Below are 18685 nucleotides of genomic sequence, written 5' to 3' on the forward strand. Positions count from 1 at the left end.
ATGGCCGAGATCAGGGTCGAGAACCTGCGCAAGGCCTTCGGCGAGTTCGTCGCCGTGCAGGACTCGAGTTTCACCGTCGAAAATGGCGAGTTCCTGGCCCTGCTCGGGCCATCCGGCTGCGGCAAGACGACCACGCTGCGCATGATTGCGGGGCTGGAGCTGCCGACGGGAGGGACCATCCGCCTGGGCGGAGAAGACGTCACCTACAAGCGCGCCAGCGAGCGCGACATCGCCTTCGTGTTCCAGCTCTTCGCGCTCTACCCGCATATGAATGTGCGCAAGAATATCGGCTTCCCACTGCTCGCGCAGGGCGTGGCGAAGGCGGAGATCAAGGCGCGCGTCGAGGAAACGGCGCGCCTGCTGCAGATCGATCACATTCTCGACCGGCCCGTTTCCGGGCTCGCCGGCGGCGATCGCCAGCGCGTGGCGCTTGGGCGGGCCATCGTCCGCCGCCCGATGTGCTTCCTCATGGACGAGCCGCTCGGCACGCTCGACGCCGAGTTCCGCGAGGTGATGGTGCGCGAGCTGCGCGAGTTGCACAACCGCATCCACGCGACCACGGTCTATGTCACCCATGACCAGATCGAGGCCATGGCGATGGCCGACAAGATCGCGGTGATGAACCACGGCGTGATCGAGCAGTTCGGCACGCCACAGGAAATCTACGACCGGCCCGCCTCCATGTATGTCGCCGACTTCATCGGCTCGCCGCCGATGAACTTCATCCGCTTCACCGGCGGGCTGGCGCGGGGCGCGCGCATGGCGCGCATCGGCGCGGCGGAGGTGGCGATGCCGGAGCTGCGCGCGGATGTTCCACCCGGCCCGTTGGCGCTGGGTGTGCGTCCCGAGCATGTGCGCTTCTCGGATGCCTCGCCGCTGCGCGGCGCGATCTATGGCAGCGAATATCTCGGCACCAACCAGATTGTGACGGTGGAGACGGAGGGCGGGCTGGTGCGCGCCCGGCTTGCCGCCGAACAGAGCTACCGCATCGGCGAGCCGGTGGGTCTCACCTTCAAGAGCGATCGGCTGTCGCTTTTCGATGCCGGTTCCGGCCGCGTCATTCCTTCCGCCCTGCACGAGGGCGCGTTGCGCCAGGAGGCCCGCCATGGCTGACGTGACGCTCAAGGGCATCACCAAGAGTTTCGGCAAGGGCGGGGCCAAGCGGGCGGTGGACGGTATCGACCTGCATATCGCCGACGGCGAATTCGTCGTCCTCCTCGGCCCCACCGGCGCGGGAAAGACGACGACGCTGCGCCTCATCGCCGGGCTGGAGACGCCCGATGCCGGAACGGTGAGCATCGGCGGGCGGCCCATGGCGGGGCTCGCGCCGGCAAGCCGCGACGTCGCTTTCGTCTTTCAGCAATATTCGCTCTATCCCCATCTCACCGTCTACGAGAACCTGGCCTTTCCGCTGCGGTCCCCGGCACGGCGCATGGACGGCGCTGCCATCGACGCGCGGGTGCGGGAGGTGGCGAAGATGGTCCGCATCGACCACAAGCTGGAGAACCGCTCCACCCGCCTCTCCGGCGGTGAGATGCAGCGCGTGGCGATCGGCCGGGCGCTGGTGCGCCGGCCGTCCATCTACCTCATGGACGAGCCGCTTTCCTCGCTGGACGCCAAGCTGCGCGGCGAATTGCGGCTGGAACTGAAGCGAATCCAGAAGGACCTCGGCGCGACGCTGCTCTATGTCACCCACGACCAGATCGAGGCCATGACGATGGCGGACCGCATCGGCATTCTCGCCGAGGGGCGGCTGGTACAGATCGGCACGCCGCGCGAGATCTATGCCAGCCCGGCCAATCTCCATGTCGCGGCCCGGCTCGGGCAGCCGCATATCAATCTTCTCCCCGTCGGCCTCGTGCCGGATGTGCCGATACCGCCCGGCACCCGCACCATCGGCGCGCGGACGGAGCACATCGTTCTCTTGCCCGGAGAGGGCGGCAATGCGCGGGTGGACTGGATCGAGCATCTTGGCGACCAGAACCACCTGCATATCCGCCTTGGCGAGCACAAGCTGGTCACCCTCGCCGATCCCGATATGGCGGTGGCACCCGGCGACTGCGTCAGCCTGACCTTGAAGAATCCACTCTATTTTGGCCAGGATGGCCAAAGGCTTATCTAAGCAGACAAGGTGCGTTGAGGGCGGAAGGCAGCCGTGCCGGAGGCCGCGTCGAACGAAGGGAAGACGGCCATGAAACATTTCTTCAACCGGCGGGATAGCATCGTCACCGAGGCGCTGGACGGGCTTCTGCGCACGACGCCCCCCGGTCGGCTGGCCCGGCTCGACACCTATCCCGACATCAAGGTCGTGCTGCGCGCGGACTGGGACAAGTCCAGGGTTGCCGTCATCTCCGGCGGCGGCGCGGGACACGAGCCGTCGCATGCCGGCTTCGTCGGCCGCGGGCTGCTCACCGCCGCCGTCTCCGGCGAAATCTTCGCTTCACCCAGTGTGGAGGCGGTGCTGACCGCTATCCGCGCCGTCACCGGCGCGCCGGGCTGCCTCCTCGTCGTCAAGAACTACACGGGGGACCGGTTGAATTTCGGCCTCGCCGCCGAACGCGCCCGCACCGAAGGCTACAAGGTCGAGATGGCCATCGTGGCCGACGATATCGCCTTGCCGGACATTCCGCAGCCGCGCGGGGTGGCCGGCACGCTGTTCGTGCACAAGATCGCCGGCCATCTCGCCGAGACCGGCGCGGACCTCGCGACCGTTGCGACCGCCGCCCGAGCCGCAGCGGCCGACATCGCCTCGCTCGGCGTCTCTCTGTCCTCCTGCTCGATACCCGGCCAGCCTTTCGAGGGGCGGCTGGGGGCTGAGGAGGGGGAACTCGGCCTCGGCATCCATGGCGAGCCGGGCGTGGAGCGGATTCCGCTTCTTCCGGCAAGCGATATCGTCGGGCTGATGCACGAACGCCTCGGCGCCCGCCTCGATCCCGCAGCTGCCTATGCGCTGCTGATCAACAATCTCGGTTCGGTGCCGCCTCTGGAGATGAGCCTGATCGCCGAGGCTCTGCTGGCCTCCGATCTGGGGCGCGGGGTGAAGCTGGTCATCGGGCCGGCGCCGCTGATGACCGCCTTGAACATGAATGGCTTTTCGCTGTCCTACCTCAAGCTCGACCCGGCGCGCGAGGCGGCGCTGACCGCAGCGGCCGAGCCGCTGGCGTGGCGGCCGGCGGTGCCTCCTGGCATGGTGGCGATTGAGGCGGCGCCGACCGCGCCGCGCGCGACGGACGTTGCCGCCAGCGCCGACGCGGCCACCGAGGCGGTTATCCGCAGCGTCTGCACGACGCTGATCGGGCTGGAGGAGGAGTTGAACCGGCTCGACGCCCGCGCCGGCGACGGCGACACCGGGAGCACCGTCGCGACCGGCGCCCGCTTCGTTCTGAACGCTCTTCCTCATCTGCCATTGGCCGATGCGGCTGCCACGCTGAAGGCCATTGGCGCAGGGCTCGGCACCGCCATGGGCGGATCGAGCGGTGTCCTGCTGTCCATCTTCTTCACCGCCGCCGGTCAGGCGCGCGCAGAGGGACAGAATCTCGCTGCCGCCCTGCTCGCCGGCCTTGACCGCGTGGTCTTCTACGGCGGAGCGGTACCCGGAGACCGCACCATGATCGATGCGCTCGATCCCGCGCTGAAAGCGCTGGCCGCCGGCGATCTCACCGCCGCCGCCGCCGCTGCGACGGCTGGAGCGGAAGCGACGCGGACGATGGCGCGGGCGCGGGCCGGGCGCGCGGCCTATATCGCCGCGCGGGAGCTGGAAGGATCGCCCGATCCCGGCGCGGTGGCGGTGGCACGGGTGTTCGAGGCGCTGGCCGCAGGCGGCTGAAGAACCCGGCGAGGGACGAGAACGATGCCGCTCGACGCTTGCGATCTCTCCCAGCTCATTTCGCTGTGCCGCGCGCAGATCGAGCGGCATTGCGAGCATCTCGGCCGGCTCGACAGCGCCATCGGCGATGGCGATCACGGCGCGAACATGAAGCGGGGCCTTGAGGCGGTGTACCGCGAGCGGGCGGACATCGCTTCCCTGCCGCTGCCAGCGGCGCTGGAGCGGATCGGGCTGGTGCTGGTGATGACGATCGGTGGCGCCGCCGGCCCCCTCTACGGGACGCTGCTGATGGAACTGGGCCGGGGCCTGGCCGATGAGGGCGGTCGGGCCGATTTCGCCGCCAGCCTGGCACGGGCGATCGCGGCGGTGGCCCGGCGCGGCCGTTCCGGGCCCGGCGACAAGACGCTGCTCGACGTGCTCTACCCCGTGCAGGCGGAGATCGCGCGCCACGCCGCGCCCGACCGCATCGCCGCCTGCGCCCGCACGGCCGCGCAGGCGACGGAAATGATGCTGGCGCGGCGCGGCCGGGCGTCCTATCTCGGCGCACGCTCCGTCGGTCACGAGGACCCCGGTGCGTCCAGCTGTGCCCTGCTTGCCATGACAATCTGCCAGTATTTTCAGGAGCATACCCCATCATGACCCCCGCGCGCGGCGCCAATGTGGGCATCGTGATCGTGTCGCATTCGCCTCTGGTCGCCCAGGGAGCCGCCGACATGGTGCGTCAGATGGTGGGGGGATGCGTGCCTCTCGCCTGGACCGGCGGCAATGGCGAGGGCGGTCTGGGAACGCATGTTGACGGTATCCTGGTCGCTATCGAGGCGGCGTGGTCGGAAGCCGGGGTGGCCATCTTTGTCGATCTCGGCGGGGCGGAGACCAATAGCGAGATGGCGGTGGAGATGCTGGAGCCGGCGCGCGCCGCCAAGGTCGCCATCTGCAACGCGCCGCTGGTGGAAGGCGCGGTGGTGGCCGCGGCGGAAGCCTCCGGCGGGTCGCCGCTGGCCCGGGTGGTCGCAACGGCGGAAGAGCTGTCCGCGTGATGGCCGAACCTCTCCCCCTTATCGGGCGGCCTTCCGCTCATCGCTGCCAGGCTGAAGTCGAGGTCACGCACGGAGTCGGGCTGCACGCCCGCCCCTCCGTCGCCTTCACCCGGCTGGCCAAGAGCTTTCCCTGCACGGTGGAAGTGGCGCTCGACGGATCGGCCGACTGGCTGAATGGCAAGAGCATCGTCAAGATCATCGGTGCCCGCATAAGGCGCGGAACCAAAATGAGAATTCGCGCCGAGGGGGCGCGGGCGCAGGAGGCGGTGGCGGCGCTGAGCGAGCTGGTGCGGCGCAATTTCGACGAGGACCGCAAGCCCGGGCGCGCCGATGGCCGCCCGGTGTGAGCAGCGCGGCCAGCCCGCTTCGCCCGGCCGGGCGGTCGGCCCGCTCTACCGCGCGGGCGAGCCGGCGGAGGCCGCCGGGCCGGCCGGAAGCGGGGGCGAGCCGCGCGCGGCGCTGACGGCGGCGGTGGAGCGCGCCATTGCCGAATTGCGCGCGCTCGCCGCCAAGGCCGATGCCGAAAGCGCGGGAATCCTCGATTTCCAGATCGAACTCCTGCTCGATGGCGAGCTGCTCGCCCCCGCTCTGGCCCGTATCGAACGCGGGGAAGGCGCGGCCCTGGCCTTTGCCGCGGCGATGAATGAGCGGATCGATGAGGTGACCGGTGAGGCCGGTGAGACCGCCAGTGAGACCGACAGTGAGGCCGATGAGGACGAAGAGGCCGAGCCCGATCCCTTCGCGCTGCGCGCCGCCGACCTGAGGGACCTGCAGCACCGCGTGCTCGACGCGCTCGCCGGCCGCACCCGGGCCGACTTTCCCCCCGGCGCGGTCTATGTCGGGCGCGACATGCCGCCCAGCGTCTTCCTCGCCCATGACTGGTCGGCGGGCGGCGCCATCGCGCTCGGCGCCGGCAGCGCGGCGAGCCATGTCGCCCTGCTGGCCCGGGCGCGCGGCGTGCCGATGGTGGTCGGCCTCGGCGCCGTGCCGGGGGATGCGGGCGATCCGCTGCTGGTGGACGGCACGCGGGGCACGGCCTGCCTCCACCCGGACGGCGGGGAGATGGCGACGGCACCCGCCCCACCTTCGCCCCCCTCTTCAGCCCCCGCCCGCGCGCCGGTCGCTTTCCCGGCATCCCTTGCCCCCGCTGTCGGTGGACCCGGCCTGTTCGCCACTATCGACACGCTGGCCGATCTCGACGGGTTCGATCCCGCACACGTGGACGGCGTCGGGCTGGTGCGGACCGAGTTCCTCTTCACCCACGCCGCCGAGGCGCTGAGCGAGGAGCGGCATCTCGCCGTCTATCGCCGCCTCCTTGCGGCGCTCGGCGGCAAGCCGGTGACGCTGCGCCTGCTCGATCTCGGCGGCGACAAGGCGCTTCCCGGCCTTGCCGAAGGCGACCCCGCCGCCGTGCTCGGCCTGCGCGGGGTGCGCTTTCTGCTCGCGCATCCCGATCTCGCCCGCATCCAGGCGCGGGCGCTGATGCGGGCGGCGGCGCTGGGGCCGCTCTCCGTGCTGCTGCCCATGGTGACGGTGCCGGCGGAGCTTGAGGCGATGGCGCTTCTGTTCGAGGAGGAAGCCGCCCGGCTGGCGCGGCAAGGGGTGGAGGCCCGTCTGCCGCCGCTCGGCATCATGGTGGAGGTGCCGGCGGCGGCGCTGACGCTGGACCTGTTCCCGCAGGCGGCGTTCTTTTCCGTGGGCACTAATGACCTGATGCAGTATCTCGCAGCGGCGGCGCGCGACAATCCGGCGGTGGCGCCGCTCTGTGCGGGAGCGGAAACGGCGATGTTCCGGTTGCTGGACCATATCTGCGCGAGTGCCCGGGCGCTGGGCCGGCCGGTGTCGCTGTGCGGCGATCTCGCGGCCCGGCCCGAGGCGGCGGGCCGGCTGCGGGCGCTGGGCTTCGACGGGCTTTCCGTGCCGCCCGGCCAGATCGAGGCGGTGCGCGCGGCGCTGGCGGGCGCCGCGCCCAATTCCCCGCCGGGGCGGGGCTAGCCATGGCGCGCGAGACCAGCGACGAGGCGGTGATCGCCTACAAGACCCTCTTGTCCGGCATTCTCGACAACCGGCCCTCCGGCACGCGCCAGCGTCTGGCGGCGGCGCTGGGCAAGCACCGAAGCTTCGTCACCCAGGTGACCAGCCCGGCCTATGACACGCCCTTGCCGGCCCGGCATCTGCCGACCATCCTGCGGGTGTGCCATTTCAGCCCGGCGGAGCAGGAGCGCTTCCTTGCCGCCTATCAGGCCGCCCATCCCGGCCGCCTGCCTGAGGTGGGCGGGGGCTCCTCCATGCGGACGCTGGCGCTGATGGTGCCGGATTTCGGCGATGACCGGAAGAATCGCAGCTTCGACGATGCCGTCGCCGACTTCGTGGCTAAGATGGCGGTGCTGGTGAATGGGAGCGAGTGAATGCAGGCGAAGACGGGCCGCGCGCGCGGCCCGCAGCGGGCGGGCTGAGCCGGTGCGGCAGCGGGCGGCAGAGGCGGCACATGGCGCGCCGGAAGGCGCGAGGGCGCGATGACGCGGCGTCCTAGCACGGCGCAGACGCTGGTGGCGGACAGCCTCGCCGGCTTCGTCGCCGCGCATGAGGATCTCGTCGCCTTCGGCCTTGAGGGCAAATTCGTGCGCCGCCGCCGGCTCACGCCCGGCAAGGTGGCGGTGATCTCCGGCGGCGGGGCGGGCCACGAGCCGCTGCATTGCGGCTTCATCGGCGCCGGCATGCTGGACGCGGCCTGCACCGGCCATGTCTTCACCTCGCCGACGCCCGACCAGATTCTCGCCGCCATGGACGAGACCGACACCGGCGCCGGCTGCCTGCTGGTGGTGAAGAACTATGATGGCGATGTGATGAATTTCGAGATGGCGGCGGAAATGGCCGCCGGGCGCCATCATGTGGAGACGGTGATTGTCGAGGACGACGCCGCCACCGGGCCTTCCGTCCGCAGCCGTGGCCGGCGCGGCGTGGCCGGCACGGTGGTAGTGGAGAAGATTCTCGGCGCGGCGGCCGAGCAGGGCACGGATCTCGCCGGACTCAAGGCGCTTGGCGACGGGCTGTCGGGCCGGCTGCGCAGCATGGGCGTCGCCCTGCGCGGGGTTTCGCTGCCGGATACGGCGCGCGACACCTTCGCCCTCGGGCCGGACGAGATGGAGATCGGCGTCGGCATTCATGGCGAGCCGGGACTCTACCGCACCCGCCGCGCCGGGGCGGAAGAGATCGTGCGCCTGCTGTGCGAGCCGGTGCTGGCGCAGCTTCCCCATCTCGCCGAGGCGCACCCGCTGCTGATCGTCAACGGCTTTGGCGGCACGCCGCCGATCGAGCTCAACCGCGCCCATGCGCTCGCCCGTGCCGTGCTGGGCGAGCGGGGCCTCGTCCCGGCGCGGGCGCTGGTCGGCACCTTCGTCACCTCGCTCGACATGGCGGGGCTCTCGCTGACGCTGGCGCTGCTTACCCCGGCCGAATTCGCGCTGTGGTGCGCCCCTGTGCGCACGGCCGCGCTGGTGTGGTAAGCCCGCCATTGCGCGTCCGGGCGGCATGTTGGTAGGGTCGCCGCGGTTTCGGGCGCGCCCCGCGCCGGCTCGCCGGTGTTTCCCCCGACGCGTTGGAGCGCCATGACCCCTGCCGGCACCGCCTTCCCGGATGTGTGGACATGGCTGCGCGCCGCCGTGCCGGTGGATCTCGGCTGGCGCAATATCGTGTTTTCGCTGCGCACCGCGGCGGCGGCGGTAATGGCGCTGGCCGCCGCCTATTGGCTTCAGCTGGACGACCCGCAATGGGCGGCGCTCACCGTCTATCTGCTGGCGCAGCCCACCGCCGGCGCCGCCGTGGCCAAGGGCGCCTTCCGCGTCGCCGGCACGCTGCTGGGCGCGGCGGCGGGACTGGTGATTCTCACCCTATGGTCGCAGGCGCCGCTGCCGCTGGTCGGCTCGCTCGCGCTGTGGCTCGGCTTCTGCTTCACCCAGGCGGGGCTTTCGCGCAACTACACCTCCTACAGCTTCCTGCTCGCCGGCTACACCGCGCTGCTGGTGGGGCTGGGAGGGGCCTCCGCGCCGGCGGATGCCTGGCACCTTGCCGTTGACCGCACGGCGGAAATCATCCTCGGCATTGTCTTCGTCACGGCGATGAGCGTGCTGGTGTTTCCGGTCTATGCCGGCGACGTGCTGCGCGGCCAGCTGGCGGTGCTGTTCGGCCGGCTGTGCCACTATGGCGCGGTGGCGCTGCAGCCGGTCACCCCCATCACCGCCTTCGCGCCGCTGCGCCGCGAGATGGTGGAAGCGGTGGTGAAGTTCGATGCGCTGCGCTCCTACACCCTGTTCGAGGCGCCGGAAATGCGCGCCAGCGATGCCGGCCTGCGCCGGATGACGCGCGAGTTCCTGCGCGTGCTGGCGGTGGCGCGCGGGCTCTATCTGCGGCTCGACGAATTCGCGGTGGAAGGGGCGGGGCCGGTGGCCGACCGGCTGCGCCCGGCCATGGCGGATGTGGCGGCGCTGCTGGAGCGGCTGGCGGCCGACCCTTCCGCCTTCACCGACACACGACGCGTGCGCGCGCAGCTGCTTGCCGCCCGTGTCGCGCTCAACGCCGCCGGCGCCGAGCTGGAGGCCATGGCCGGACAGGTGCCGTTCCTGGCGCTCGCCAATGGCGTGCTGATCCTGCGGCGCGCCGGCGATCTGCTGCACGGGCTTTCCATGGTGATGGTGAGCCAGGCGGCGAGCCTGCGCCCCACGGGCCCGCTCGCCCTGCGCGGCCTCGCGACCCTGGCGGCGCCCAAGACCGCGCGCCCGCCGCCGGTGATGGCGCCGGCGCAGCGCTGGGAGGCGCGGCTGGCCGGGCTGCGCGCGGGGCTGCTCTTGCTGGCGATGTGCGGCTTCTGGGCGGCGACGGAATGGACCAGCGGCTTCAACGCCGCCGCCGGCCTCGCCGTGCTGCTGTTCTTCGCCGTCAACCAGGACCGGCCGGGGGCGCTGGGCCTGTCCTTCCTCATCTGCGCCGGGCTCGGCATGGCGGCGGCCTATGGCGCCATGGTGTTCGTGCTGCCGCGCATCGAGGGGTTCGAGGCGCTGGCGCTGTTCCTGATGCTGGTGCTGTTCCCGGCCGGGCTGATGGCGGGAACGCCGGCGCTCGCCTTGGCGGGCACGGCCTTCGGCGCCTATTTCGTCGCCGAGCTCGGCACCGGCAATGTGTTCCGCCCGGACGAGGCGGGTTTCCTCAATGCGTCCCTTGCCACACTGTTCGGCATGGGGGCGGCGCTGGTGCTGCTGAACCTGTTTCCCATCACCTCGCGCGCCTCGCGCCGGCAGCTGTGGAACACGACGCTCGGTGCCCGCCTGCCGCAGGCGGCGCGCGGCGTGCGGCACGAGCGGGCGATCCTGCGCGAGATCGTCGGCGCGCTGGCCGATCTGCTGCCGCGCCTCGCCCTCGCCCGGCCGGGGGAGGACGAATATCTGCGCGGCACGCTGGGCGCGGCCTCGACCGCGCTGGAGCTCGGCCGCCTGCGCCGGCTGCTGGGTGCGCCGGAACTGGCGGAGGAAACGCGCGCCCTGATCGCGCTCTTCCTCGACCGCTTCGCCGCCGAACTCGCCGGCTTTCCCGAGGCGGGGAGCGCGCTGCCGGCGCGTGTGGCGGCGGCGGAGGCGCTGGCGCAAGCGACGCAGGCGGGGCTGGCCGGGCTCGCTCTGCCGGCCGGCTCGAAGGCGGCGGGGCTGAACCTGCGCGCGGGGGCGTCGCTGCGCTTCATCGTCGACCGTTTCGACATCGACCGCGCCTATCTGCTGCACGCCTTCGGGGAGGGCTGAGATGCACACCACCTGGCCCTTCTTCACCCCCGAGGCCTTCGGCATCTATTTCCCGCCGGTGCTGATCTGGGCCTTCGTCGCGCTGGCGCCGTACCTGCTGCTGCGCTGGGGGCTGGCGCGGGCGGGGTTCTACCGCTTCGTCTGGCACCGGCCGCTGTTCGACGCGGCGCTCTACATCATCCTGTTCGGCATGTTCGTTCTGCTGCTGCCGTCGCTGTTGGAGGTTCTGCGATGAAGATGGGCTCCGCCCTGCGCGTGGGCGTTACCCTGCTGGCGACCGCGGCGGCGGTTTTCGTCGGCTGGCGGCTGTGGCTCTACTACACCGTCGCGCCCTGGACCCGCGACGCGCGGGTGCTGGCGCAGGTGGTGGCGATCGCGCCCGATGTCTCCGGCCTCGTCGATTCCGTTAATGTCCGCGACAACCAGTTCGTCCAGAAGGGCGAAATCCTGTTCGTCATCGACCAGCAGCGCTTCACCGCCGCGCTGCGGCAGGCGCAGGCGGATGTGGAACTGAAGCAGCAGGCGCTGCGCTATGCCAGCGACACCGCGCAGCGCGACGCCCGGCTGGAACGGGCCGATCCCGACGCGGTCTCGGCGCAGACGGTGGAACTCACCGCCGCCAACGCTGCCGAGGCGCAGGCCGAGCTCGACGCCGCGCAGGCGGCGCTGACCACGGCGCAGATCAATCTTGAGCGCTCGCGCGTGCGCGCCCCGACCGATGGCTACATCACCAATTTCAACGTCGATGCCGGCGATTACGCCCGGGTTGGCGAGCCCATACTGGCGCTGGTCGACAGCCATTCCTTCTATGTCTACGCCTATTTCATGGAAACCAAGCTGCCCTCCATCCGCGACGGCGACCCCGCCCGGGTGGAGCTGATGGCCGGCGGCGTGGTGATCGACGGCGAGGTGGAGGGTCTGAGCCGCGCCATCGCCAATCCCGGCCAGGGGCTGCTGGCGCAGGTGGACCCGAATTTCGACTGGATTCGCCTCGCCCAGCGCATTCCGGTGCGGATCAAGCTCGGCCCGCTGCCGCCGGAAGTGCGGCTGGTGGCGGGCTTGACCGCCACCGTCGTCGTTCTGCCCAAGACGCGCTGAACGCGCCCGCGCATCTTGCGGTTGACAGGGCGGCCCGGCCGGCGATCCTTTCATACCACTTGGGGAGTCGCCGTGCTGGATATCGAACCGATCCGCCGCCGCCGCATCTATGAGGATGTGGCCGAGCGCCTGCAGCAGCTGATGCTCGACGGCACGTTGGGGGAGGGTGATGCGCTGCCGTCCGAGCGTGAGCTGATGGAGCAGTTCAAGGTCGGCCGCCCGGCGATCCGCGAGGCGCTGCTGTCGCTGCAGAAGGCCGGGCTGGTGTCGATCGCCAATGGCGAGCGGGCACGGGTGGTGCGGCCGGACCCCAAGCATTTCATCCACGAGCTTTCGGCCTCGGTACGGGCCTATCTGGCCCAGCCGGCCGGCATGGCGCATTTTCAGAATGCGCGCCTGCATCTCGAACTCGCCCTGACCCGGCATGCCGCGCGCGAGGCGGGGCCGGCGGACATCGCCCGCATCGGCGATGCGCTGGCCCGCAACCGGCGCGACCTCGGCGATACCGCGGCGTTCGAGGCTTCCGACATCGCCTTTCATTATGAGATCGTGCTGGTGGCGCAGAACCCGCTGTTCAACGGGCTGCATCAGGCGGTGGTGCAGTGGCTGTCGCAGCAGCGCAAGGTGACGCTGCAGGTGGCGGAGGCGAAGGAACTCGCCCTTGCCTACCACGAGCGCATCCATGACGGGATCGCGGCCCATGATGCGGACGCGGCGGAAGCGGCGATGCGCGCGCATCTCGAAGCGGTGGAGACGTTCTATTGGGAGCGCGCGCCCGGCGGGCTGAGCGCCGCCGGCTGAAGTCGCGGCCGGCGCGGCTCAGGCCGGCGCGCCGGCCAGCAGGCGGCGCAGCACGGCTTCCACGTCCGCAAGGTCGCCATAGGTGACGGCGTAGCGCGGCAGGCGCTCCAGCGCGTCGAAAAAGGCATCGAGTTCGGCGGCGCCGGCGGGCTCGGCGAGGCCGAATTCGGCATCCATCAGCTCCAGCAGCGCGCGTGCCGGCCCGATCGGTTCGACCCGCGTCGATGCTCCCGGCTCGAAGCGGGGGAAGACGAGGCAGGCGAGGCGGTTTTCCGGGCCGTGCGGCGGCATGTGCTGCTCCAGCGGCACCGGCAGATAGCAGCCGCGCTTCTCGCCGCTGCCGACGCGCGGCCGCTCGGCGAGGCCGGGATAGAACGGCGCCAGCGCGTCAAGGCTGCCGGGCTTGAGACTGATCGCCCCCGGGCAGGGCAGTACCACCGCCTCGCCGCCGGAAAAGGCGATGGCCGGGGAATCATCTGTGCCGAAACGCCAGCCCTGCGCCACCAGATAGGCCGACAGCGTGCTTTTTCCCGCGCCGGAGACCCCCGCCATCATCAGCGCGCCATCGGCGGTGGACAGCACGGCGGCGTGGACGAAGACGGCAGGCGGCGGATCGCGATAGACGAGATCGAGCAGCCACAGATGCGACTTGCCGACCGCCTGCGACGCCTCTTCGGTGAAGAGCTGGCGGGTGATCGCCCCGCCGCTGACGCAGCGCAGGGCGAAGCCCTCCTCCACGACGATGATATCGATCGTGGCGATCGGCGTGTGATGGATGGGGTCGGGATCGAGAAAGCCGCTGAAGAAGCCCATCAGCCTGTCGCCCGTGGCGAGGCGTATGGCGAGGCAGGCGGGCGGCGTGGCTTCCCCGCCCCGGCGCCCGGTGGCGAGCAGACGCAGCACCACCGAGGTGCCCGCCAACCGGACCTGGAGTTGCTGCAGCAGTTCCGCCGGGCGGCTTTCCGCCTTGGGCGGGCGGGCCAGCGCGGGTGCCGCATCCCTTTGCGAGGGCCGCAGCCGCACCTGGCCGGTGCCGTCGCGCTCGATCCAGCCGAGTTCCTCCCAGGCGCCGAAGCAGGCCGCGAGATCCTCGGCGCCATGCACCGCCGCCTCCGCGCCGAGGGCCGCGGCGGGCCGGAAGCTGTCGGAAAGCGCGAGGAACAGACGCGCGGCCGGCGCGTTCAGCGCGTGCGCCATTTCGCGGTGCTGGTCGAAGACGAACAGCACATCGTCGAGCACACGGAAATAGAAGCGCGGTTCGGCGGAAGGAATCATGGGAGGGAAGGTCGCCAGTTCGAAGCGGGAGGTGCGCCGCGCGGGCGGCGCGCGCCGGGCCGGGCCTTGCCGGACAGTCCGGGGATGTGAAGCTGTTGTCTAGAGCGGACCTGGTGAATTCGATTTCACCGGACCTGTTCTAACTCTCTGATGTCCGGCACTTCCGGTCGCAAACCGCCGAGAGGCTTTGCGGGAATGGCTCTAGCTGTCGGCCGCGGCGCGGCGGATCGCCAGGAGGCTCGGCGTCGCCGGCGCGGCGTTGATCGCCGCCTTCCCGAGTCTGCGCAGCGCGGCGCGGCGCCGCTCATCGGCCGGTTCCGGGGGGCTTTCGGCCGGGCGGGGGGTGTTTTCGGTGGACATTCGGGTCTCCGGCCCACCGGCGGCCCTTCGGGGCCAGCCGGTGGTGCGGCGCGTCATTGTCGGGGATTGTCAGGAACTTGCCCCATGGCTGTGAGGCAGTGAGACCGGCTTCAGCGCGCGCGGGCGGCGCGCGGCATCCTCATCAGGCCCAGCGTCCCGGGAACGGTATAAGCGGCGGCGCGGCCCAGCTTCGCCAGCGTGACGCGCCGCCGCGCGTCGGCACCCGACGGCGCGGTGGACGCGGCGGGCGATTGCTGCCCGGTTTCCGGTGGACGATCCGTCGCCATGCCTGTCCCCTGACCCGCGGAGTCGCAGTCTAAATGATCGGAGGTAAAAATGCACCGCTTGTGCCGCTCCGTCAACTGACGGCGGCGGCGCGGTCGATGGTCATGATGGCCAGGGGGACCGGCAGCGAACAGGCCGCGCCACGGCCGAGCCGGCGCAGCGCCTCGCGGGTGAAGCAGGCGGGATGGGAAAGGTCGGTACGGCGCCTGCTCACCGTCACCGAGGCCTGTTGCGACCTGCCCAACCCGTTGCCGGCCGATCCGGCGAAGCTGGGGAGAGTGGAGCGTTTCGCCAGGTCTCCGCGCTGGCACTGCACGCTGCGGGCGGCGCAGGCGTTGTTCGGCGAAGGCGGAGGCGAATCCTGCGCGCGCCCTGGCAGGTGCCGCTTATGGCGGTGGCCTATGTGAGTCGGCTCGTCGCGCCAAACGCGCCGGGCGACCTCTGACGGCTGGTGGGTCGGCAAGGCTTGCTCCGGCGGGCCGGGCCGCCTAAGCCTGCCTGTCGATACGTCGCCGTTCCCCGGCGAGCGTCCCCTGCCGCGCCGGGAACCGTGACCGCCATGGCCCTCACTCTCCTCATCTTCCTGCTCGTCTATGTCGCCATGGGCTTCGGCAAGTTGCCGGGGTTCATGGTGGACCGCACCGGCGCCGCGCTGGTCGGGGCGCTGGCGGTCATGGTGGCGGGCGGCATCAGCCCGAAGGCGGCGTGGGAATCGATCGACTATGCCAGCGTCGGCATGTTGTTCGGGCTGATGGTGGTGTCCTCCGCCTTTGTCGTCTCGGGCTTCTACAGCTGGACCGCCGAGCGCGTGGCGCTGCTGCCGGTGAGCGCGCCGGTGCTGCTGGCGGTGCTGGTCGGCGTCGGCGGCGGTCTCTCGGCGCTGCTGACCAATGATGTGGTGGTGGTGGCGATGACGCCGCTCCTGGTCTCGCTGACCCTGGCGCGGGGGCTGAACCCGGTGCCGTTCCTGCTCGCCTTCTGCTTCGCCGCCAATACCGGCTCGGCCGGCACGCTGATCGGCTCGCCGCAGAACATGATCGCCGCCCAGCAGCTCGGCCTGTCCTTCACCGGCTTCCTCGCCGTGGCCGGCCTGCCGGCGCTGGCCTCTCTGCCGCTGGTATGGGGGATCGTCGCCCTGATCTATCGCGGCCGCTGGAGGCTGCCGGAGGCGAGCGGGACGCGGGCCGGTCCGGTGGTGGCGCCGCCGGTCACGCTCGACCGGCTGGAGACGGCGAAGGCGGGGCTGGTGACGGCGGTGGTGGTGGCGGCCTTCATCTTCAGCGACTGGCCGCGCGAACTGATCGCGCTCGGCGCCGCCGGGGTGCTGCTGATCAACCGGCAGATCGCCTCGCGCGATCTGCTGGCGCAGGTCGATGGCGACCTGCTGCTGCTGATCATGGGCCTGTTCGTGGTCAATGCGGCGATGGCGGCCACCGGCCTGCCGCAGGAACTGCTGAGCGGGCTGCGCGCCACCGGGCTCAATCTCGACGACCCGCTGGCGCTCTATCTCGTGGGCGGGGTGCTGAGCAATGTCGTCGGCAACAGCCCCGCCGTGATGCTGCTCGTGCCCTTCCTCACGCCCGGCGGCGAGGCCGAGGCGCTGGGCGCGGCGCTGGCGCTGGGCACCGGCTTTTCCAGCAACCTGATCGTCTTCGGCAGCCTCGCCGGCATCATCGTGGTGGAACAGGCGGCGGCCTGCGGGGTGAAGATCTCCTTCGGCGAATTCGCCCGCGCCGGCGTGCCGGTCAGCCTCGCCTGCATGGCGATGGCGGCCGGCTGGATCGCCCTCATCGCCGCCTGAGCGCGCGCCGCCCTAGCGCCGCTTCAGCGCGTCCATCAGCGCCGCGCCGAGCGCGCCCTGCGGCGCCTTTTGCGGCTCGCGCGCGGGCGGGCGGGGGCCGCGCGGGGGCGGGGAGGAATCGCGCGGGCCGCGCTCGCCCTGGCCACGCTCGCCCTGGGGCTTCGCCCCGCCGGCCCCGGCATCGCGGCGCATGGAGAGCGAGATGCGCTTGCGCTTGATGTCGATCTCCAGCACCCGCACCTTCACCACATCGCCGACCTTCACCACCTCATGTGCGTCCTTGATGAAGCGGTCGGCGAGCTGGGAGACATGCACCAGCCCGTCCTGATGCACGCCGATATCCACAAAGGCGCCGAAGGCGGCGACATTGGTGACGGTGCCTTCCAGCTCCATACCGGGCTTCAAATCCTTCATGTCATCGATGCCGTCGGCGAAGGTGGCGGTCTTGAAGGCGGGTCGCGGGTCGCGGCCGGGCTTGTCCAATTCGGCGATGATGTCGCGCACGGTCGGCAGGCCGAAGCGCTCATCGACGAAGGCGGCGGGGTTGAGCCCGGACAGCGCGGCGCTGTCGCCCATCAGGCTGCGCAGATCGCGCCCGCAGGCGCTAACGATCTTGCGCGCCACGCCATAGGCTTCGGGGTGGACGGCGGAGGCGTCGAGCGGCTCAGCGCCATCGCGGATGCGCAGGAAGCCGGCGCATTGCTCGAAGGTGCGCGGCCCGAGGCGCGGCACGTCTTTCAGCTGCTTGCGGCTGGCGAAGGGGCCATTGGCGTCGCGATGGGCGACGATGGCTTCGGCCAATGAGGAGCCCAGCCCCGAGACGCGCGCCAGCAGCGAGGCGGAAGCGGTGTTGAGATCGACGCCGACCGCGTTCACCGCGTCCTCCACCACCGCGTCGAGCGCGCGGGCGAGGTGGTACTGGTCGACATCGTGCTGGTACTGGCCGACGCCGATCGACTTCGGGTCGATTTTGACGAGTTCGGCCAGCGGGTCCTGCAGCCGGCGGGCGATGGAGACGGCGCCGCGCAGCGACACGTCGAGGCCGGGGAATTCCGCCGCCGCCAGTTCGGAGGCGGAATAGACCGAGGCGCCGGCTTCCGACACCACGACTTTCAGCGGCTTCGAGCCGGTCGCGGAAGGCGGCAGGGCGGCGAGGAGTTCCGCCACCAGCTTCTCGGTCTCGCGGCTGCCGGTGCCATTGCCGATGGCGATGAGATCGACATTATGCGCGCGGATGAGCCGGGCGAGTTCTCCTTGAGTCCCGCGCACATCGTTCTTCGGCTGGAACGGGTAGACGGTGGAGGTGGCCAGCAGCTTGCCGGTGCCGTCCACGACCGCGACCTTGACGCCGGTGCGGATGCCGGGGTCGAGCCCCATCGTGGTGCGCGAGCCGGCCGGGGCGGCGAGCAGCAAATCCTTCAGGTTGCGCGCGAAAACGTCGATGGCCTCCTTCTCCGCCCGCGCCCGCAGCTCGGTCATCAGATCGAGCGAGAGGTGGAGCGACAGCTTGACCCGCCAGGTCCAGCCGGCGATCTCCATCAGCCAGACATCGCCGGGCAGCTTCTCGCCGATGGCATAGGCCTCGGCGATCATCCGCACCACCGGCTTGATCGGGCGGGTATCCTCGGCGTCGACCTCGATCTCCAGCGCCAGCACATCCTCGTTGCGCCCGCGCAGCATGGCGAGCGCGCGGTGGCTCGGCACGCCGGACCAGCGCTCCACATGGTCGAAATAGTCGGAGAACTTGGCGCCTTCCTCCTGCTTGCCCTCCACCAGCCGGGCGCGCAGGAAGGCATTGGCGTGGAGATAGGACCGCAGCCGGCCGATCAGCTCGGCATTCTGCGCGAACTGCTCGGAGAGGATGTCGCGCGCGCCTTCCAGCGCCGCCTTCACATCCGCCACCTCCTCCGTGACATAGCCGGCCGCCAGCTCTGCCGGCACCAATGCGCGGTCGGCGAGGATGGCGTCGGCCAGCGGCCCGAGGCCACGCTCGCGGGCGATTTCCGCCCGGTTGCGGCGCTTGGGCTTGAAGGGGAGATAGATGTCCTCCAGCTCCGCCTTGGTGGTGGCGGCGGCGAGCGCGGCTTCCAGCTCCGGGGTCAGCTTTTCCTGCTGGCGGATGGACTCGAGGATCGCCGCGCGGCGGGATTCCAGCTCGCGCAGATAGACCAGCCGCTCATCCAGCCGGCGCAGCTGCGTGTCGTCCAGCCCGCCCGTCACTTCCTTGCGGTAGCGCGCGATGAAGGGAACGGTCGCGCCCTCGTCGAGCAGGGCGATGGCGGCTTCCGCCTGCTGTGGGCGGGCACCGATTTCCGTTGCGATCTCTTGCGCGATTTTCTGCGCGAGCTGCCGGGCGGTGGTGGTGGCGAGGCTGTCGGTCATGCGGGCTACGGAATCGCGTGAAGGGAGGCGC

General features: G+C 70.8%; 19 protein-coding genes. 14 read left to right on the forward strand and 5 right to left on the reverse strand.

What is annotated here, in order from left to right; genetic code table 11:
- The 13 genes from J2S75_RS05865 to J2S75_RS05925 all read left to right on the forward strand — a co-directional run bounded on the left by J2S75_RS05865 (position 1) and on the right by J2S75_RS05925 (position 12551).
- The gene (locus J2S75_RS05865) at positions 1 to 1113 is read left to right on the forward strand and encodes an ABC transporter ATP-binding protein (RefSeq protein WP_307018878.1); all 1113 of its coding nucleotides are present in this window, start codon (positions 1 to 3) and stop codon (positions 1111 to 1113) included.
- Positions 1106 to 2122 carry an ABC transporter ATP-binding protein gene (locus J2S75_RS05870; protein WP_307018879.1) on the forward strand — a complete coding sequence of 339 codons (1017 nt, stop codon included), beginning with the start codon at positions 1106 to 1108 and terminating at the stop codon, positions 2120 to 2122. The genes J2S75_RS05865 and J2S75_RS05870 overlap by 8 nt, the downstream gene beginning before the upstream one ends.
- A gap of 69 nt (positions 2123 to 2191) precedes the next feature.
- Positions 2192 to 3826: a dihydroxyacetone kinase subunit DhaK gene (locus J2S75_RS05875; protein ID WP_307018880.1), complete on the forward strand. Its 1635-nt coding sequence runs from the start codon at positions 2192 to 2194 to the stop codon at positions 3824 to 3826.
- 24 nt (positions 3827 to 3850) lie between these two features.
- Positions 3851 to 4465, forward strand: a complete 615-nt coding sequence (gene dhaL / locus J2S75_RS05880; RefSeq protein ID WP_307018881.1) for a dihydroxyacetone kinase subunit DhaL — start codon at positions 3851 to 3853, stop codon at positions 4463 to 4465.
- Positions 4462 to 4863 (forward strand): dihydroxyacetone kinase phosphoryl donor subunit DhaM, encoded by a 402-nt coding sequence (gene dhaM / locus J2S75_RS05885; protein ID WP_307018882.1) that lies wholly within the window; start codon positions 4462 to 4464, stop codon positions 4861 to 4863. The genes dhaL and dhaM overlap by 4 nt, the downstream gene beginning before the upstream one ends.
- Positions 4863 to 5210 carry an HPr family phosphocarrier protein gene (locus J2S75_RS05890; protein ID WP_307018883.1) on the forward strand — a complete coding sequence of 116 codons (348 nt, stop codon included), beginning with the start codon at positions 4863 to 4865 and terminating at the stop codon, positions 5208 to 5210. Before dhaM ends, J2S75_RS05890 begins: the two co-directional genes overlap by 1 nt.
- A complete protein-coding gene (locus tag J2S75_RS05895; protein WP_307018884.1) occupies positions 5194 to 6858 on the forward strand; it encodes a putative PEP-binding protein in 1665 nt (554 codons plus the stop codon). The genes J2S75_RS05890 and J2S75_RS05895 overlap by 17 nt, the downstream gene beginning before the upstream one ends.
- Before the next feature lie 2 nt (positions 6859 to 6860).
- On the forward strand, positions 6861 to 7271 hold the full coding sequence (locus J2S75_RS05900) for a hypothetical protein (RefSeq protein WP_307018885.1): 411 nt from the start codon (positions 6861 to 6863) through the stop codon (positions 7269 to 7271).
- A 108-nt stretch (positions 7272 to 7379) separates the two neighbouring features.
- On the forward strand, positions 7380 to 8369 hold the full coding sequence (locus J2S75_RS05905; RefSeq protein WP_307018886.1) for a dihydroxyacetone kinase subunit DhaK: 990 nt from the start codon (positions 7380 to 7382) through the stop codon (positions 8367 to 8369).
- Between the two features lie 102 nt (positions 8370 to 8471).
- A complete protein-coding gene (locus J2S75_RS05910; protein WP_307018887.1) occupies positions 8472 to 10652 on the forward strand; it encodes an FUSC family protein in 2181 nt (726 codons plus the stop codon).
- A 1-nt stretch (position 10653) separates the two neighbouring features.
- Positions 10654 to 10887 (forward strand): DUF1656 domain-containing protein, encoded by a 234-nt coding sequence (locus J2S75_RS05915; RefSeq protein ID WP_307018888.1) that lies wholly within the window; start codon positions 10654 to 10656, stop codon positions 10885 to 10887.
- Positions 10884 to 11750 (forward strand): efflux RND transporter periplasmic adaptor subunit, encoded by an 867-nt coding sequence (locus tag J2S75_RS05920; protein ID WP_307018889.1) that lies wholly within the window; start codon positions 10884 to 10886, stop codon positions 11748 to 11750. The genes J2S75_RS05915 and J2S75_RS05920 overlap by 4 nt, the downstream gene beginning before the upstream one ends.
- Positions 11751 to 11822: 72 nt before the next feature.
- Complete coding sequence (locus J2S75_RS05925; RefSeq protein WP_307018890.1) at positions 11823 to 12551, forward strand: GntR family transcriptional regulator; 729 nt, start codon at positions 11823 to 11825, stop codon at positions 12549 to 12551.
- An 18-nt stretch (positions 12552 to 12569) separates the two neighbouring features.
- Here the strand turns inward: J2S75_RS05925 and J2S75_RS05930 are convergent, their stop codons facing one another.
- The 4 genes from J2S75_RS05930 to J2S75_RS05945 all read right to left on the reverse strand — a co-directional run bounded on the left by J2S75_RS05930 (position 12570) and on the right by J2S75_RS05945 (position 14685).
- Positions 12570 to 13826: a hypothetical protein gene (locus J2S75_RS05930; RefSeq protein WP_307018891.1), complete on the reverse strand. Its 1257-nt coding sequence runs from the start codon at positions 13824 to 13826 to the stop codon at positions 12570 to 12572.
- A 201-nt stretch (positions 13827 to 14027) separates the two neighbouring features.
- Positions 14028 to 14186 carry a hypothetical protein gene (locus J2S75_RS05935; RefSeq protein WP_307018892.1) on the reverse strand — a complete coding sequence of 53 codons (159 nt, stop codon included), beginning with the start codon at positions 14184 to 14186 and terminating at the stop codon, positions 14028 to 14030.
- A gap of 110 nt (positions 14187 to 14296) precedes the next feature.
- Positions 14297 to 14473 (reverse strand): hypothetical protein, encoded by a 177-nt coding sequence (locus J2S75_RS05940; protein WP_307018893.1) that lies wholly within the window; start codon positions 14471 to 14473, stop codon positions 14297 to 14299.
- Positions 14474 to 14544: 71 nt separating this feature from the next.
- A complete protein-coding gene (locus J2S75_RS05945) occupies positions 14545 to 14685 on the reverse strand; it encodes a hypothetical protein (protein ID WP_307018894.1) in 141 nt (46 codons plus the stop codon).
- Between the two features lie 345 nt (positions 14686 to 15030).
- On the opposite strand from J2S75_RS05945, the gene J2S75_RS05950 reads away from it, so the two are divergent.
- Entirely contained in the window at positions 15031 to 16272 is a 1242-nt protein-coding gene (locus J2S75_RS05950) for an ArsB/NhaD family transporter (RefSeq protein WP_307018895.1), read from the forward strand.
- A 12-nt stretch (positions 16273 to 16284) separates the two neighbouring features.
- On the opposite strand, the gene J2S75_RS05955 is transcribed toward J2S75_RS05950, so the two are convergent.
- Positions 16285 to 18654, reverse strand: a complete 2370-nt coding sequence (locus J2S75_RS05955; protein ID WP_307018896.1) for a Tex family protein — start codon at positions 18652 to 18654, stop codon at positions 16285 to 16287.
- Positions 18655 to 18685 lie beyond the last annotated feature (31 nt).

Source organism: Ancylobacter polymorphus (genome assembly GCF_030813495.1).
GTDB classification, from domain to species: domain Bacteria; phylum Pseudomonadota; class Alphaproteobacteria; order Rhizobiales; family Xanthobacteraceae; genus Ancylobacter; species Ancylobacter polymorphus.

Excerpts from the sequence above, each read along its gene's own strand:
- J2S75_RS05865 (WP_307018878.1), top strand. The coding sequence starts at position 1 with ATGGCCGAGATCAGGGTCGAGAACCTGCGCAAGGCCTTCGGCGAGTTC.
- J2S75_RS05870 (WP_307018879.1), top strand. The coding sequence starts at position 1,106 with ATGGCTGACGTGACGCTCAAGGGCATCACCAAGAGTTTCGGCAAGGGC.
- J2S75_RS05875 (WP_307018880.1), top strand. The coding sequence starts at position 2,192 with ATGAAACATTTCTTCAACCGGCGGGATAGCATCGTCACCGAGGCGCTG.
- dhaL (WP_307018881.1), top strand. The coding sequence starts at position 3,851 with ATGCCGCTCGACGCTTGCGATCTCTCCCAGCTCATTTCGCTGTGCCGC.
- dhaM (WP_307018882.1), top strand. The coding sequence starts at position 4,462 with ATGACCCCCGCGCGCGGCGCCAATGTGGGCATCGTGATCGTGTCGCAT.
- J2S75_RS05890 (WP_307018883.1), top strand. The coding sequence starts at position 4,863 with ATGGCCGAACCTCTCCCCCTTATCGGGCGGCCTTCCGCTCATCGCTGC.
- J2S75_RS05895 (WP_307018884.1), top strand. The coding sequence starts at position 5,194 with ATGGCCGCCCGGTGTGAGCAGCGCGGCCAGCCCGCTTCGCCCGGCCGG.
- J2S75_RS05900 (WP_307018885.1), top strand. The coding sequence starts at position 6,861 with ATGGCGCGCGAGACCAGCGACGAGGCGGTGATCGCCTACAAGACCCTC.
- J2S75_RS05905 (WP_307018886.1), top strand. The coding sequence starts at position 7,380 with ATGACGCGGCGTCCTAGCACGGCGCAGACGCTGGTGGCGGACAGCCTC.
- J2S75_RS05910 (WP_307018887.1), top strand. The coding sequence starts at position 8,472 with ATGACCCCTGCCGGCACCGCCTTCCCGGATGTGTGGACATGGCTGCGC.
- J2S75_RS05915 (WP_307018888.1), top strand. The coding sequence starts at position 10,654 with ATGCACACCACCTGGCCCTTCTTCACCCCCGAGGCCTTCGGCATCTAT.
- J2S75_RS05920 (WP_307018889.1), top strand. The coding sequence starts at position 10,884 with ATGAAGATGGGCTCCGCCCTGCGCGTGGGCGTTACCCTGCTGGCGACC.
- J2S75_RS05930 (WP_307018891.1), bottom strand. The coding sequence starts at position 13,826 with ATGATTCCTTCCGCCGAACCGCGCTTCTATTTCCGTGTGCTCGACGAT.
- J2S75_RS05935 (WP_307018892.1), bottom strand. The coding sequence starts at position 14,186 with ATGTCCACCGAAAACACCCCCCGCCCGGCCGAAAGCCCCCCGGAACCG.
- J2S75_RS05940 (WP_307018893.1), bottom strand. The coding sequence starts at position 14,473 with ATGGCGACGGATCGTCCACCGGAAACCGGGCAGCAATCGCCCGCCGCG.
- J2S75_RS05950 (WP_307018895.1), top strand. The coding sequence starts at position 15,031 with ATGGCCCTCACTCTCCTCATCTTCCTGCTCGTCTATGTCGCCATGGGC.
- J2S75_RS05955 (WP_307018896.1), bottom strand. The coding sequence starts at position 18,654 with ATGACCGACAGCCTCGCCACCACCACCGCCCGGCAGCTCGCGCAGAAA.